Source organism: Paraburkholderia sp. SECH2 (assembly GCF_030464795.1).
GTDB classification, from domain to species: Bacteria; Pseudomonadota; Gammaproteobacteria; order Burkholderiales; family Burkholderiaceae; genus Paraburkholderia; species Paraburkholderia aspalathi.
Window position 1 is genome coordinate 17,025 of sequence record NZ_JALPRH010000028.1, and the last position, 14,784, is coordinate 31,808.

The 14,784-nt window shown below is 61.9% G+C and carries 19 protein-coding genes and 1 riboswitch; of the genes, 10 read left to right on the forward strand and 9 right to left on the reverse strand.

The window, feature by feature from the left end; genetic code table 11:
* The first annotated feature begins 248 nt into the window (after positions 1-248).
* A complete protein-coding gene (locus M0D66_RS31745) occupies positions 249-1,082 on the forward strand; it encodes an EAL domain-containing protein (protein ID WP_093644739.1) in 834 nt (277 codons plus the stop codon).
* A 35-nt stretch (positions 1,083-1,117) separates the two neighbouring features.
* Here the strand turns inward: M0D66_RS31745 and M0D66_RS31750 are convergent, their stop codons facing one another.
* On the reverse strand, positions 1,118-1,903 hold the full coding sequence (locus tag M0D66_RS31750) for an IclR family transcriptional regulator (RefSeq protein ID WP_200651154.1): 786 nt from the start codon (positions 1,901-1,903) through the stop codon (positions 1,118-1,120).
* A gap of 117 nt (positions 1,904-2,020) precedes the next feature.
* On the opposite strand from M0D66_RS31750, the gene M0D66_RS31755 reads away from it, so the two are divergent.
* On the forward strand, positions 2,021-3,211 hold the full coding sequence (locus tag M0D66_RS31755) for an acyl-CoA dehydrogenase (RefSeq protein ID WP_266212524.1): 1,191 nt from the start codon (positions 2,021-2,023) through the stop codon (positions 3,209-3,211).
* Between the two features lie 153 nt (positions 3,212-3,364).
* Here the strand turns inward: M0D66_RS31755 and M0D66_RS31760 are convergent, their stop codons facing one another.
* The gene (locus tag M0D66_RS31760) at positions 3,365-4,003 is read right to left on the reverse strand and encodes a peroxiredoxin (protein ID WP_266212525.1); all 639 of its coding nucleotides are present in this window, start codon (positions 4,001-4,003) and stop codon (positions 3,365-3,367) included.
* Positions 4,004-4,344: 341 nt separating this feature from the next.
* Here M0D66_RS31760 and M0D66_RS31765 point away from each other — a divergent pair, with 341 nt between their 5' ends.
* The 3 genes from M0D66_RS31765 to M0D66_RS31775 all read left to right on the forward strand — a co-directional run bounded on the left by M0D66_RS31765 (position 4,345) and on the right by M0D66_RS31775 (position 5,783).
* Positions 4,345-4,647, forward strand: coding sequence for a YqjD family protein (locus tag M0D66_RS31765; RefSeq protein ID WP_028198798.1), 303 nt, complete (start codon positions 4,345-4,347; stop codon positions 4,645-4,647).
* Positions 4,648-4,787: 140 nt separating this feature from the next.
* A complete protein-coding gene (locus M0D66_RS31770) occupies positions 4,788-5,174 on the forward strand; it encodes a phage holin family protein (RefSeq protein ID WP_211702959.1) in 387 nt (128 codons plus the stop codon).
* A gap of 129 nt (positions 5,175-5,303) precedes the next feature.
* Positions 5,304-5,783 (forward strand): DUF3318 domain-containing protein, encoded by a 480-nt coding sequence (locus M0D66_RS31775; RefSeq protein ID WP_093644689.1) that lies wholly within the window; start codon positions 5,304-5,306, stop codon positions 5,781-5,783.
* 122 nt (positions 5,784-5,905) lie between these two features.
* Here M0D66_RS31775 and M0D66_RS31780 read toward each other — a convergent pair whose 3' ends face one another.
* The 7 genes from M0D66_RS31780 to glyA form a co-directional block, all read right to left on the reverse strand.
* The gene (locus tag M0D66_RS31780) at positions 5,906-6,337 is read right to left on the reverse strand and encodes a type IV pilin protein (protein ID WP_266212526.1); all 432 of its coding nucleotides are present in this window, start codon (positions 6,335-6,337) and stop codon (positions 5,906-5,908) included.
* Positions 6,338-6,347: 10 nt separating this feature from the next.
* A complete protein-coding gene (locus M0D66_RS31785) occupies positions 6,348-6,878 on the reverse strand; it encodes a PilX N-terminal domain-containing pilus assembly protein (RefSeq protein ID WP_323137101.1) in 531 nt (176 codons plus the stop codon).
* Between the two features lie 47 nt (positions 6,879-6,925).
* Positions 6,926-7,735: a PilW family protein gene (locus M0D66_RS31790; protein ID WP_266212528.1), complete on the reverse strand. Its 810-nt coding sequence runs from the start codon at positions 7,733-7,735 to the stop codon at positions 6,926-6,928.
* Positions 7,732-8,163 (reverse strand): prepilin-type N-terminal cleavage/methylation domain-containing protein, encoded by a 432-nt coding sequence (locus M0D66_RS31795; protein ID WP_266212545.1) that lies wholly within the window; start codon positions 8,161-8,163, stop codon positions 7,732-7,734. The genes M0D66_RS31790 and M0D66_RS31795 overlap by 4 nt, the downstream gene beginning before the upstream one ends.
* Positions 8,164-8,186: 23 nt before the next feature.
* Entirely contained in the window at positions 8,187-8,747 is a 561-nt protein-coding gene (locus M0D66_RS31800) for a GspH/FimT family pseudopilin (RefSeq protein WP_266212529.1), read from the reverse strand.
* A 205-nt stretch (positions 8,748-8,952) separates the two neighbouring features.
* Positions 8,953-9,435 carry a transcriptional regulator NrdR gene (gene nrdR, locus M0D66_RS31805; protein ID WP_027799387.1) on the reverse strand — a complete coding sequence of 161 codons (483 nt, stop codon included), beginning with the start codon at positions 9,433-9,435 and terminating at the stop codon, positions 8,953-8,955.
* A 6-nt stretch (positions 9,436-9,441) separates the two neighbouring features.
* Entirely contained in the window at positions 9,442-10,689 is a 1,248-nt protein-coding gene (glyA, locus tag M0D66_RS31810; protein ID WP_093644683.1) for a serine hydroxymethyltransferase, read from the reverse strand.
* A 166-nt stretch (positions 10,690-10,855) separates the two neighbouring features.
* Positions 10,856-10,964: riboswitch (ZMP/ZTP riboswitch) on the reverse strand.
* A 238-nt stretch (positions 10,965-11,202) separates the two neighbouring features.
* On the opposite strand from glyA, the gene ydfG reads away from it, so the two are divergent.
* The 5 genes from ydfG (at position 11,203) to tolA (ending at position 14,775) form a co-directional block, all read left to right on the forward strand.
* Positions 11,203-11,949: a bifunctional NADP-dependent 3-hydroxy acid dehydrogenase/3-hydroxypropionate dehydrogenase YdfG gene (gene ydfG, locus M0D66_RS31815; RefSeq protein ID WP_093644681.1), complete on the forward strand. Its 747-nt coding sequence runs from the start codon at positions 11,203-11,205 to the stop codon at positions 11,947-11,949.
* Positions 11,950-12,019: 70 nt separating this feature from the next.
* A complete protein-coding gene (gene ybgC / locus M0D66_RS31820) occupies positions 12,020-12,499 on the forward strand; it encodes a tol-pal system-associated acyl-CoA thioesterase (RefSeq protein ID WP_093644679.1) in 480 nt (159 codons plus the stop codon).
* Positions 12,500-12,654: 155 nt separating this feature from the next.
* Positions 12,655-13,332, forward strand: coding sequence for a protein TolQ (gene tolQ, locus M0D66_RS31825; protein ID WP_012431821.1), 678 nt, complete (start codon positions 12,655-12,657; stop codon positions 13,330-13,332).
* Between the two features lie 10 nt (positions 13,333-13,342).
* Positions 13,343-13,786, forward strand: a complete 444-nt coding sequence (tolR, locus tag M0D66_RS31830; RefSeq protein ID WP_093644677.1) for a protein TolR — start codon at positions 13,343-13,345, stop codon at positions 13,784-13,786.
* Complete coding sequence (gene tolA, locus M0D66_RS31835; protein ID WP_093644675.1) at positions 13,783-14,775, forward strand: cell envelope integrity protein TolA; 993 nt, start codon at positions 13,783-13,785, stop codon at positions 14,773-14,775. Before tolR ends, tolA begins: the two co-directional genes overlap by 4 nt.
* The last annotated feature ends 9 nt before the right edge of the window (positions 14,776-14,784 follow it).

Sequence of the window (14,784 nt, forward strand, 5' to 3'; positions counted from 1 at the left end):
CACGCCCGCCATCGCAGCCGCGCTGCAATTTACGTATAGTAAAACGAATTACGTATAGTGAAATTAACGTATACCCTGGAAACTCGCCGCGAAATCCGCGGCGGCCTGTGCCGACAAGCGTTCGGCCGATAACGTTATGAGCATTTTGTTCAAGTGCGCGCGGCGCGGACTGCTACCATCAATGGATGCGGCAACCGAGTCGCGTTGCCGAGCGCCGAGTGCGCACCTATCGCCATCCATTCGCCTACATGATTCCGCCGACCATCCCCAACCTGATTGCACGCGCCGCCGATCACCCATTTCTCGGTGAACATCTGGTGATGGGGACCGGCGTGCATAGCGATGTCGCGCTGGCGCAGTTCGACGGCTTCGAGCTCGCCAGTGCCTATGAGCCGATCTTCGATATCAGCGTGCATGCGTTGGCGCAGTCGTTGTCGTCGGGCGCCGAGGGCGTGGATCGTTTCGGCGATGAGCTCGGGTTCCAGGCCGTCACGCAGCGCCTCGACGGCGCGCCCTTCGATGCCTTCGATCCCTTCGACCGTATTGCAGACGATCAGGAACTAGTCGCCCTCGACCGCATGTCACGCGCGCTGCACGCCATCAATTTCTTCGGCGCGCAACGGCACGGCTTGCTATTTCTGCGCGTGCACGAGCGCCTGCTCAAGAGCGTCAAGTACGACCATGGACGGCATTTTTCGAGCGTGCTGCTGTCGTTCGGACTGAACCCGTCGCGTGTGGTAATCGAGTTGCCGGCGTCCGCGGTCGCACATAAGACATTCCTCGGCTATCTGACCACGAGCTATCAGCGCTATGGCTTCAAGGTGGCGGGAAATCTTTCGAACGCGGGGCAGATTCTGTCGGTGTCGGAAACCGCGCGGCTCGACTTCATCAAGATGGATGCGGCGGTCGCATTGCGCGACGCGATGGTGAAGCCGCTGGTCGGCTATGCGAGCCGGCTGCGGGTTCCGCTGATCTTCAATCGGGTGATGGATGAGCCGCAGTTCCTCGCGCTGCAGCAGTACGACGTGCGCTTCGTGCAAGGGCCGTTATTCACGGCCCATTATCACGATCGGGCGGTGTGAGTATTTCTTGTGCTGACGCTGCGCGGGCCGGTACTTCAGCCGGTATCGCCTAATCGCCGCGCCAATGCCTTCAGCCGCGGCGCGACGCTTTCCCGGAACACCTCCTCCCCCATCGACGACGCCGGCCCGCTGCAACTGAGCACCAGCCAGCGGCCTTCGCGCGGCTCGCGAAACGGCACCGCGACCGCGTTCACGTCGTCATGCCAGGCGCGGAACGAATAGCAGCAGCGTTCCTCTGCAAAGGCTTCGATTTCCTTTTCGGCATCGGCCAGCAACGCAGCGCCCTCTTTGCCCGCCAACTTCTTGAGCTCGGCCAGCAAGGCGGCGCGCACGTCCAATGGCTGGACCGCCAGATACGCGCGCCCCATCGAACTGGTCAGCATCGACAGTTTCGAGCCCGAGGCGAGTCCGAGCGTCAGCGCGGTTTCACTGCGGATCGTCTCCAGATAAATCATGTCGAGGCCGTCACGGCATCCAAGCGACACCGCCGCGCCCACTTCGCGCGCGAAGGTGCGCATGTGCGGACGCGCGAGTTCGAGCGTGTCGGTGCCCGAGAGCAGCGCGAAACCAAGCGAGAGCACGCCGGCGTCCAGCGCATATTTGCCAAGTGTTTCGTCGAGCCGCAGATAGCCGAGCACGGTCAGCGTGTAGGCCAGACGGTTGACGGTCGCCTTCGGCAAGCCCGTGCGTTCGACGAAATCGCGATTGCCGAGCATCGTTTCGCCCGGCTTGAACGCGCGCAGCAAATCCAGCCCGCGTGCGAGGGCGACGACAAATTTGCGCTCGTCGAGCGGTTCGGAGAGAGTGGATATGGGCGTCATGTGGTGATACACTCGGGCGTGGTTTGCAAAACATTGTTTCGCATAGCGGAACTTAAGTCAAGCTCGAACACGTTTAACGAACACGTTCAAGTCAAGCAGGAAATCAGGAGATACGTCATGGCAGAGGCCGCGCAGTTTCACTGGGAAGACCCGCTGCTGCTGGATCAGCAGCTCACCGAAGACGAACGCATGGTGCGCGACGCCGCCGCCGCGTACTCGCAGGACAAGCTGCAGCCGCGCGTGCTCGAAGCGTTCCGTCACGAGAAGACCGACATCGAGATCTTCCGCGAAATGGGCGAGCTCGGCCTGCTCGGCCCGACGATTCCCGAGCAATACGGCGGCCCCGGTCTGAACTACGTGGCGTATGGTCTGATCGCGCGTGAAGTGGAGCGTGTCGATTCCGGCTACCGGTCGATGATGTCGGTGCAGTCGTCGCTCGTTATGGTCCCGATCTACGAATTCGGCTCGGAAGCGCAAAAGCAGAAGTACCTGCCGAAGCTCGCCACCGGCGAATGGATCGGCTGCTTCGGCCTGACCGAACCGAACCACGGCTCCGATCCCGGCAGCATGATTACGCGGGCGAAGAGGGTGGACGGCGGCTATTTGCTGTCGGGCGCGAAGATGTGGATCACCAATTCGCCGATCGCCGACGTGTTCGTTGTGTGGGCCAAGCTCGAAGAGGACGGCAAGGATTCGATCCGCGGCTTCATTCTCGAGAAGGGATGGAAGGGGCTGTCCGCGCCGACCATCCATAGCAAGGTGGGTCTGCGTGCGTCGATCACCGGCGAGATCGTGCTCGACGACGTGTTCGTGCCGGAGGAAAACCGCTTCCCCGAAGTCAGTGGCTTGCGCGGCCCGTTCACCTGCCTGAATTCGGCGCGCTACGGTATTGCCTGGGGCGCGCTCGGCGCGGCGGAAGCGTGCTGGCACACGGCGCGTCAGTACGTGCTGGATCGCAAACAGTTCGGCCGGCCGCTTGCCGCCAACCAGTTGATCCAGAAAAAACTCGCCGACATGCAAACCGAAATCACGCTCGGCCTGCAAGGCGTGCTGCGTCTCGGCCGCATGAAAGATGAAGGCACGGCTGCCGTCGAAATTACGTCGATTATGAAACGCAATTCGTGCGGCAAGGCGCTGGACATCGCACGGCTCGCGCGCGACATGCTCGGCGGCAACGGGATCTCGGACGAGTTCGGCATCGCGCGTCATCTGGTCAATCTGGAAGTCGTGAACACCTATGAAGGTACGCACGACATTCACGCGCTGATTCTCGGGCGCGCGCAGACGGGGATTCAGGCGTTTTTCTGAGGCACTGAGCTGAGTGCTTCGATGGCGGCGTTTCGTGCTGGCCGCTGAGTTGAAGATCGAACAGTAGAAAAGGAAAGGCCGGTTCTTTTGAACCGGCCTTTTTTTGTTGCGCCGCCTTGGTGCTAACGATGCGCTTCGTGACGCGTCAGCCGCTTACTTGTTCGGCTGCGGTGTCAGACGCAGATACGGGCGCAGGGCCTTGTAGCCCTTCGGGAATTTCTGCTTGATGACTTCTTCGTCTTTCAACGACGGCACGATCACCACGTCGTCGCCCTGCTTCCAGTTGCCGGGCGTTGCGACCGAGTGGCTGTCGGTGAGTTGCAGCGAGTCGATCACGCGCAGCACTTCGTCGAAGTTGCGCCCGGTGCTGGCCGGGTAGGTAATGGTCAAACGCACTTTCTTTTTCGGATCGATCACGAACAGCGATCGGACCGTGAAAGTTTCACTGGCGTTCGGGTGGATCATGTCGTAAAGCTCAGCGACCTTGCGATCGCCGTCGGCGAGAATCGGGAAGCCGACACTGGCGGCTTGCGTCTCGTTGATATCCTTGATCCATTCCTTGTGCGACTCGGCGCTGTCGACCGACAATGCAATCGTCTTCACATCGCGCTTCTCGAATTCGCCGGCCAGGTTCGCCGTCAGACCCAGTTCGGTCGTGCAGACCGGCGTGAAGTCAGCAGGGTGCGAAAACAGCACACCCCAACTGTCGCCCAGCCAGTCGTGGAACTTGATGCGGCCGACACTCGACTCCTGCTCGAAATCCGGTGCGATATCGCCAAGACGTAGACTCATATTGCAGCTCCTTGATTGTATTCGGACATTCCGCGCGAGCATTCGCTCGCGACGCGCAGCAAAAATACAGCATACGGGAGTGACAGTGAACAACTAACCAACATCGCGTCACTACTTTATGCGTTTTTGTAATTTTCACCGATTTAGTGGAAACTTTGCGGGACAGATCAACTCCATCTTATGCAAACTTCGCAACCCCGTGCCGCAAGGGTGGAGTTTTTAAGGTCTTGCTTCAACCAGGAACGGTTCGTGCGATTGTTCATGAATCGAGCGCTGCGCTCGCCAGCAGCCGTTTCTTTGGTTACGATTCACGCGTGGCGTGAGACGAAGGGGAGCTGTCAATGTCGGAAGTCAACAAGGAGAGATTGATGTCGGATATCAAAACCGTCCTCGCGGACGCTGAGGATTTGCTGAAACAGGCCGCGAGCGCAACTGGCGAGCGCGCTTCGGAACTGCGTGAAACGGCGCTTACGCGCCTGAAGCAGGCTAAGGAAAAGGCGGCTGACGTGCAGGTCGTGGTGGTCGAAAAAGGCAAGAAGGCCGCACGCGCCACCGACGACTACGTGCATGAGCATCCGTGGGCATCCATCGGCATCGCCGCGGGCGCCGGCGTATTGCTCGGGCTGTTGATCAACCGCAAGTAACACTGGTGAGGCTGCCGGGGCGATTCCGCCTCCGGCACATCAGCGAATCGAGTTGACCGGCGCACGTTTGGCCGGTCCGCTTCTTTTGGCGCGCTCGTTTTCACGCGCCGGTTAAGCATTCACGCGCAACGCCCAAAGCCATGACGATCGAAACACAATCGCAGCACGGCGAACATAGTCCGTTGCGCCGTATCATCGGATCCGTGTTTGCCATTTTGCAAACCCGGCTTGAGTTGGTCGGCATCGAACTCGCCGAAGAAAAAGACCGTCTGCTCGGCGTGCTGTTCCTCGGCCTCGCGGCCATGATGCTCGCGACGATGGCCTTGATCGCATTGACGGCGCTGATCGCCATCGCATTCTGGGACACCTACCGGTGGCAAGCGCTCGCCGGCATCACGGTGGTTTATGCCGTCGCGGGGATAGCCTGTGCACTGAAAGCGCGCAGTGGTTTGCGCAATGCTCCCATGGTGTTCGAAGCCACGCTTGCCGAGTTCGAAAAAGACCGCGACGTGTTCCGCAAACCGTGACGCAGCAGGCATAACAATGGGCTCGTGGGCGGATGTCAACTGCCCTGCGCCTTCGAAGAGACTTCGCCAATACCTCGAGCGATTTGCAGCACAGTTTTACTGCCCCACCTCCACTGCCGCCGACACGCCATGAGCCAAACCCATTCCGATACCGCATTCCGCAACAAACGCCACCAGGTCAGAGATCTGAGTGCGCCGCACCTGCGAGCGCTACGCAAGGAACTGCTGCTGGTACGCGCGGATGTCGAGCGCATGGAACTCGCTCAGGCAACCATCGAATTGCGGCAGGCCGTCACGCATTTCAGCTGGCTCAAATTCATTCTGCCGGGCTTCGGCGGCATGCGCGTGGGCCGCGGATCGAAGGCGGGCTTCCTCAACGCGGGGAGCATAGGCGCGCTTCTCAAACAGTATCCGCTCGTCAGTTCGATCGCTTCGCTGGTGTTGGCGAAGCCGCTGCGCGCGACCATTGCAGCAGGTGCAAAACCCGCACTCAAATGGGGCAGCCTTGCACTTGCCGGCTGGGAAGCGTATCGAATCTGGAAGCAGATAAAGAGTGATTCCGCCGCGTCTGCCGATGACAAGAAAGAGACGGTTGATAGCGGGTACTGAAGCGCGGGGATAGTCGACCGGTTCCTGCGTGGGGCTTGCAGCAGTAGCGTGTCGCTTGGCCCTAAGGTTCGCAGGTACTAGAACGCCTCGAGTCGCCAACCCTCGTTCTGCAGTAAGGGGCCCTAGCTTGTATTCCAACATTCGCGGCTTGCCGGTGCTGTGCCGTTTGTTCCGCTTCTATTGCCTCGCAGCCCTGTCGCATCCAGCGTGAAGGTACCGCAAGCGTCGTCTCGCATAGGGCTGGTTTCGATGGGCACGGCCTCTACCGAATAACCACCGTTTGCATCGTCTGCCGGCAGCACTTGCAACCGGTAGATCGGTGTGCCGAACTGGGGAGCCTGATCCAGGCCCATCGGCAATGTCGCGGGGCCATCGCTTGCCGATCCCTCGACGAATTGCGCCGCGCGATAAAGGGCTGACGCAGCGTCGACCCGATGTGCTCTCGCGACATGGCTCCGATACGAGGGCACGGCAAACGCAAGCAGCGTGGCGGCTATTGCCAGCGCGATCATCAGTTCCAGTAGCGTGAATGCGGATGTACGCGGTCTCGCCATAAACCTCCCGTCAAAATGGGTGTGCGGCAACGCGACGCCAATGGCGCTCGATCTGCTCGCCTGTGATCACGAGCTCCATCTGCAACCACACCTGCGACTCTCCGGTCCGGCCGAAGCCACGCGAAGTCAGCAAATAAGCTCGGGCATCGGCGCGAGTGCCCAGACGCCACGCTTCGATCAAACATTGCGGCGCTCGCAGCGATCCGGGCCATTGCGCGACGGGCGTGACGGCGCCGGCTTCAAAGGCGGCTTTGTGTGTCCATTGCGTCGGCTCGCCGGGTGAGAGCGATGCCACCGGTTGCGGCTCGAAAGCAGCCGCGGCGGCGACGCTCCTGGCGCATAAGGTCAGCGCCGAATCCGCGGCATGAAATGCCTGCAAATAGTCACGCACGTTGCTGGCGCCGCGCGCCGCTGCAAGCGATGTCTCAAACCAGGCCGCGGAGGTGGTCAACATCATCGCGGAAATCAGCAAAACGATCGGCAGGACAGTGCCGCTATTGAGAGCGCGTGAGCGACAACCCGTGCAGGTAAGACGCGTCAAATGTTTCGACGACGCGCGGCGGTGCGTTGGATTGCAAAGTCTTTCCGTCACAGGAGATCCTCCGCGTGATTGCGTATCGCCACCCGCCGCCAGAAAGCCTGCCGCGCACGCGTGTCGGCGCCAAGCACGCTCGCACCGTCGCAATCTATGTAGCGCATACGCCGTCCTTGCGGCGCTCCCCGGACGAGCACGCAGAGATCAACCGCGACGATCTTTGCCCATTGGCTGTCCGTCACCGCCGACGCATCTATTGCGGCCAGGCCACCGGCCAACCAGTACCTGAATCGCACGCGCTCGACGCCTTCGACCAAGGGTTGCGCGGACCCTGCCTTTCCGTTGCCTTCGCAGTAAAGCTCCGGCTCACCTGTCGACGCGCTGACTCTCGCGAAGTATCGGTTGACCACCAATACGCCCCGCTCGCCGAGTGCCGCGTTGTTGTTCGTTACAGCCTGGCCGAGACAGTCGGTCGTTTGGCCGGTCGCTGACGGCCACGTCGAAACGGCGTCCCCGACATAACGAACCACAATGCCATCCGAGCGACCCGGCAACGCCTCGCAGGCGACGCTGTCGTCCGCGCCGGTCGGGCGACCGCCAGAACAACCGAACAACGGCGGTGGACTATTGAACCTCACGACGTCCGCGGGCACGAAGCCGGCCATTTGAATTTGCTGGCCCATCAGCGTAAGCGCGCTCAGGCCGGCTTCGCGGATCCGCATCGCATCGCCCGCGCGCTCGAACACGTTACGCTGCGTTGTATAAAGCGCGACCGCGCCGGCGGTCACCACCAACCCCAACGCAATTGCGATCACGAACTCGACGAGCGTATGCCCACGCGCGGTAGCCATACGTCGTGTCATTTTGCGAACGCCAGCACAACGCATGAGGAGCCCGCTGGAACATCCACCCCACCGCACGACTCGGGCTTGTCGATGACATCGCCGGCGCGTGGCGTGTCACGCAGGGTCGCCCACGTAACGCGTGCGGCAGATACACCGCCACTCTCGCCTACCGAAGCCTCACCATGCGGTAACAAAGTCGCTGCACACGCGCTCCATTGCCTGATCGCAGAATCGCCTGCCGAAGGCTCGCGCATTGCTTCGACAACGGAATCGGCTATCCATGCTGCGTGCTCGCGCATTGCCATCGCACGGGCTTCGCGCGCAGTCCACAATTGACCGGCGATCAACCCGAGCGCCGTCACTGCCATCAAGGCAACGGCGAGCATTACTTCGATCAGCGAACTACCCCTATGTCTCGTTGAACACGTTGCTGCGCAATTGCGCACCCGTGAGTTGGACGGATATCGGCTCACGACGCCGCTCCACACGCGCCCTCGACAATCCGCACGCGCCCGCCAGCCGCGATGCGGATGCAGCGCCGCCACTTGTCGCCTTGCGTCGCTTTCGACGGCACGCGCGGCGCGATCTCAAAGCTGCGAAAGGTGCCGATCAACTGCCCCGCCGGCGGCGTAAACGTGAGATTTGTCTGCGTCCCGGTGATGCTGACCGCAGCGAGCAAAGGATGCGCGCGCAGCAGTGAGAGCGTGCCATTCCGTTCGGCCAACACAGCCCAGCCACACGACCAGTCCGTGACGCCGTTGCCACAAGCTTGCCCTGCGGCAAGACAACGACGTGCCGCGTCGATCCGGCACACAGTGACGCGGGCACCGAGGCGCAATGCCTCGCTGCGCGCATAGGCGAGCGTCGAGGCAAGCGCTTTCGCACGCGCGTCCACCTGGTCCCGCAGGTGCCACGCAACGAACGACGGTGTCGCCATCACGGCGACTATCGCCAGCAGCGCGACAACAGCCAGTGTTTCAACAAGCGTAAAGCCGTGGCGCGGCCGCAAACAGACTGCATCCCATTTCATCTGCATCCCTGATCGTTTCAAAGTATGCAGCCAATCTAGCGATTCGCAGGCGGGTCAACAATCGGCCGAATGGCCAGGTGGCGCTCGGACGCTATCCCGCGCAAAAATGCACGCGTGACGAACCATAACGGGAGCGGAGATGCAGATGCGCGAACCTACGCAGCGGAAAACAGAACCTGGCGCGCAACTTCAGGCGCGACAGAAATCAGCGCTTGCGGGACGGCTTGGGAGGAGAGGAGGCGCGGCGAAATTCCTCGATCACGTCCTCGAATTCGGAGACGTCTTCGAAGCGCCGGTAGACAGAGGCGAAACGAACATAGGCAATCGTGTCGAGCGCACGCAACTCGTTCATCACGAGTTCGCCGAGGCGCTCGCTGCGCACCTCGCGCTCGCCGCTGCCGAGCAGTTGATACTCGATGCGGGCGACTGCCGCGTCGATCGCGTCCGCTGCCACTGGCCGCTTACGCAGCGCCAGTTGCATGCTTGCGACGATCTTGCGGCGATCGAATTCCGTGCGGCTGCCGTCCTTCTTGACGACCGACGGCAACGCCAGCTCAACCCGCTCATACGTCGTGAAACGTTTGTCGCAGGCCGGGCAGCGGCGGCGCCGGCGAATCGTCGCGCCGTCTTCGGATACGCGGGAATCCACAACTTGCGTATCGGCGTGACGGCAGAAGGGGCAGTGCATGGCGGCTTAGCGGTAAACCGGGAAGCGCTGGGTCAGCTCGGCGACTTGCGCGCGCACACGTTCGATCGTGGCTGCGTCTTCCGGGTTGTCCAGCACGTCGGCGATCAGGTTACCTACCTGCTCCGCTTCCTTCACGCCAAAGCCACGCGTGGTCATGGCCGGCGAGCCGAGACGCACACCGCTCGTAACGAACGGCTTTTCCGGGTCGTTCGGAATCGCGTTCTTGTTGACCGTGATGTGTGCCGCGCCGAGCGCCGCTTCCGCTGCTTTGCCGGTGATTTTCTTCGCGCGCAGGTCGACCAGCATCACATGGCTTTCAGTGCGACCGGAGACGATGCGCAGCCCGCGCTTGACCAGCGTTTCCGCCAGCACGCGCGCGTTCTCGACGACCTGTTGCTGATACGCCTTGAACTCCGGCGACAGCGCTTCCTTGAACGCGACGGCCTTACCGGCGATCACGTGCATCAGCGGACCACCTTGAATGCCCGGGAAAATTGCCGAATTGATCTGCTTTTCGAACTCGGCCTTCATCAGGATCACGCCGCCGCGCGGGCCGCGCAGGCTCTTGTGCGTGGTGGTGGTGACGAAATCAGCGTGCGGCACCGGGTTCGGGTAGACGCCAGCGGCGACGAGGCCGGCATAGTGCGCCATGTCGACCATGAAATACGCGCCGACCGACTTGGCGATCTTCGACATCCGTTCAAAGTCGATGCGCAGCGAAAACGCCGACGCGCCGGCCACGATCAGCTTCGGCTTGTGTTCCTGAGCCAGTTTCTCAGCAGCGTCGTAGTCGATGTCTTCGGCTTCGTTGAGGCCATAGCTCACCACGTTGAACCACTTGCCCGACATGTTGACCGGCGAACCATGCGTGAGGTGACCGCCGTGCGCGAGGCTCATGCCCATGATCGTGTCACCCGGCTTGAGCATGGCGAAGAACACGCCCTGGTTCGCCTGCGAACCGGAGTTCGGCTGCACGTTGGCGGCGTCGGCGCCGAACAGTTGCTTAACGCGGTCGATCGCCAGCTGCTCGGCGACGTCCACGAACTCGCAACCGCCGTAGTAACGCTTGCCCGGATACCCTTCGGCGTACTTGTTGGTGAGTTGCGAGCCTTGCGCAGCCATCACGGCCGGACTCGTGTAGTTTTCCGACGCGATCAGTTCGATGTGCTCTTCCTGACGGCGGTTTTCCTGCTCGATGACCTTCCAGAGTTCAGGATCGACGTTGGCGATGGTGCTTTGGGCTCTATCAAACATACGGATTCCGTTGAGTGTGTGCAGGTTGACCGGATCGTGCGCCGAATCTTGCGTAGAGGGTACGCAGCGCTGCTGGCGGCTGGGCCAGCCCTGACGTGGCGGATGGAGAGTCGCCGCACACGCGAGGCAGGACAGCCACCGTCAGCGCAGATCAATGCGCGCGGATCACGGCTGCCCAGGCGAACGGCAAAACGGCTCCCTGCGCTTCACGGTGGGTTGCTCCACCTTGAACCCGATTGCTCGAATCGGTTCTATCGCCAGTCACGCAGGGATGAGCGCGTTAGTTTATTGGAAGAGGATCGAATAGGCAACCGGCTTCCTGCCGGGCCCGCGGATGCTCGCGAAGCCGGTCCTGGCGCCGCTGCGAGCGGCACACAAACGTCTGATGAAAGCGCGCCCGGAAGCCGCTCCGCGTCATTGCCGCAGCCACTCGTGCGACTGGTTCATCCTTGCCGCAGCGCCGCATTGGAAGTAGGCTTGGGGCCTTTCTCTCCTACCAACCAGGGAACTGCAATGATCGTGTTCGTCACCGGAGCGTCCGCAGGATTTGGCGCCGCTATCGCTCGTGCTTTTGTCAAGGGCGGCCATCGTGTCGTCGCCACCGCGCGCCGCAAGGACCGCCTGCAGGCACTCGCCGACGAACTCGGCGATGCCCTTCTGCCGTATGAACTCGACGTGCGCGACCGCGCCGCCGTCGAGGCCGTGCCGGCCTCGCTGCCCGCCGATTTCGCCGCACTCGACGTGCTCGTCAATAACGCCGGCCTCGCGCTCGGCATCGAACCGGCGCAAAGAGCGAGTCTGGACGAGTGGAACACCATGATCGAGACCAACTGCACAGGCCTCGTGCAGGTCACGCATGCGCTCCTGCCCGGCATGGTGGAGCGCAACCGCGGGCACATTTTCAATCTGGGCTCGGCGGCCGGCAGTTGGCCTTACGCGGGCGGCAACGTGTACGGCGCAACCAAGGCGTTCGTGCGCCAGTTCAGCCTGAATCTGCGGGCCGATCTGGCCGGCACGGCACTGCGCGTGACGGACATCGAGCCGGGCCTGTGCGGCGGCACCGAGTTCTCGAACGTGCGTTTCCGCGGCAACGACGAAAAAGCGGCCAAGATGTACGAGAACGTACAACCGCTGACACCCGAAGATATCGCCGACTCGATCTACTGGATCGCCACGCGTCCCGCTCACGTCAACATCAACACGATCGAGCTGATGCCGGTGGCCCAATCCTTCTCCGCTTTGTCCGTTCATCGCGGCTGAAATCCCGGCTGAGGCCCGCCAGACGGGGCGCACATCTTGAAACAGACCTCGGGGTGTGCGTTCCGGTAAAATGCGCCGCATGAATATGTCGACCAGCCAGCCCGGCACGGAAATCGGCTTCACGTGGCCAATCCGCGTGTACTACGAAGATACCGACGCCGGCGGCATCGTGTTTTACGCGAATTATCTGAAGTTTTTCGAACGTGCGCGCACCGAATGGCTACGCGCGTGCGGCGTCGACCAGAACCGTCTCGCCGGCGAATCGGGCGCAATTTTCATCGTGCGCAGCACCGCAGTCGACTATCGGGCACCGGCCCGGCTCGACGATGTCGTCAAAGTGGTGAGCCGAATCGAACGTCTTGGCCGCGCGTCGGTCGATTTTGCGCAGGAAGCATGGCGGGACGGCACGCTGCTTGCTACCGGTTCCATCCGGGTCGGCTGCGTCGAGCGCATTGCGCTGCGGCCGGTCGCGATTCCTCCGCCGGTTCTCGCGGCTTTGCGGCGTGGGCCGGGCGTGAACGACGGTGGCATGTCAACGGACAACGACTGAACCCCGTTGTTACGGGGCCAGTGAACTCGTATCGATCAAGCAACACAAAGCATGGTTCGGCTTGCAATATCGCCGATGCTTCCGTTTTGCTCACGGCAAGCTTCGAGTGACCTTGCAGCCGGACGCCCCCTTCCGGGACGTTAAAACGAACCTTTATGAACACTACACAAGATCTGTCGATCGTTTCTCTCGTACTCAATGCGAGCCTGCTGGCGCAGGCCGTCATGGCGCTGCTGCTTCTGCTGTCGCTGTTGTCGTGGACTTTCATCTTCCGCAAGTGGTTTGCGATCCGCCGGGCGCGCGCGCAAACTGAACGCTTCGAACGCGATTTCTGGTCGGGCGGCGACCTGCAGGCGCTCTATCAGAGCGCCGCGAACAACCGCCACACGATCGGCGCACTGGAACGGATTTTCGAGTCCGGCATGCGCGAATTCCTGAAGGGCAAGGAAAAGCGCCTGAACGATTCGGGCGCGATTCTCGACGGCGCACGCCGCGCCATGCGCGCCGCGTTCCAGCGTGAAATGGACGTGCTCGAGGCAAATCTGGCATTTCTCGCGTCGGTCGGCTCGGTCAGCCCGTATATCGGTCTGTTCGGCACGGTGTGGGGGATCATGAATGCGTTCCGCGGCCTCGCCAACGTGCAGCAGGCTACGCTTGCGAACGTAGCTCCAGGCATTGCCGAAGCGCTGACCGCCACCGCAATCGGCCTGTTCGCGGCGATTCCCGCCGTGGTCGCCTACAACCGCTACGCACACGACATCGACCGTCTGGCGATCCGCTTCGAGACCTTCATCGAAGAGTTCTCGAACATTTTGCAGCGTCAGGCACAGTAAGGAGTCCACGATGGCAGGCTCTTCCTCCAGCATGCGCGGCTCCCGTCAGCGCCGCGCGATGGCCGACATCAATGTCGTGCCGTACATCGACGTGATGCTCGTGCTACTCGTGATCTTCATGGTGACCGCGCCGCTCGTCGCCCCGTCGATCGTCAATCTGCCGACCGTCGGCGGCTCCGCGCCTCAGCAGCAGACCCCGCCGGTGATCGTCAATATTCGCGCGGACGGCAATATGAGCGTCAAATACAAGGACGACGCGGGCGCGCAGCAGCAGGAAGACATGACCAAGGCCGATCTGCACGGCTTTATCGCGGACCGCGCGCAGTCGCACCCTGACCAGCCTGTCGTGATCGCCGCCGACAAGACCGTGAAGTACGAAGTCGTGATGAACGTGATGTCCGAGTTGAAGGCTCAGGGTGTCAAGCGCGTTGGATTGCTCGTCAAATCACAATGATCCGCAAGAATTCCGAATACCCGCTTCAGCCGCCGCGTGAACGCGGCACCTGGCGAGCCTTTGTGTTCGCCCTGGTGATGCACGCGCTGCTCGGGTTCTTCCTGTATCACGGCATTCAATGGCAGAACAGCACGCCTGAAGGCGCGGAAGCAGAACTGTGGACCGAGGTGCCGGATTCGGCTATTCCGCGCCCGCCCCCACCGCCACCCGTTCCTGTCGCCCCTGCCCCGCCGCTGCCGGATGAACAGGCCGACATCGCGCTGCAGGAAAAGAAACGCCAGCAGCAGGAAGCGGCCCGTCAGGCGCAACTGGCCGAGCAACTGCGTCAGCAGAAGCTGCAAGCCCAGCAGGAAGCCGAGGCGAAGCGCCAGCAGCAACTGGCAGCCGATCAGGCTGCGCAAAAAGCCGCGGCGGCCAAGCAGAAACAGTTGCAACAACAGCAACAGCAGCAGGCCGACAAGCTGAAACAGCAGCAATTGGCCGATCAGCAAAAGCAGCAGCAGGAACAGCAGAAACAGGCCGACGCTGAGGCGCAGAAGAAGGCTGATGCGCAGAAAGCGGCGAAGGCCAAGGCGCAGGCCGATGCAGCGGCGCAAGCCAAGAAGCTGGACGCGGAACGTCGTGCACGGCTGGCCCAGATGCAAGGTTCGGCGGGCGCTCCTGGCTCGACCGGCAATGGACTTGCGAAGAGCGGCACAGGTAGCGGCTCGGGTGGCACGGCGACATCGCCGGGTTACGCGGACAAGGTGCGCCGTGTGGTGCGTCCGAACATCTCGTGGGGTGGCGAAACGGAAGGTCTGGAGACAGTCATCTCCGTGCGCTGCTCGCCGACAGGCACGCTGCTGGACGCGCAGATCGCGCACAGCAGCGGTAACTCGGCGTGGGACGATGCGGCACTGCGGGCCGTCCAGCGTTCCAATCCGATGCCTCAGGACATCGACGGGAAGACGCCGACCAGCTTCAAGATTACGTTGCGCCCAGCAGGTTGATTGCAACAG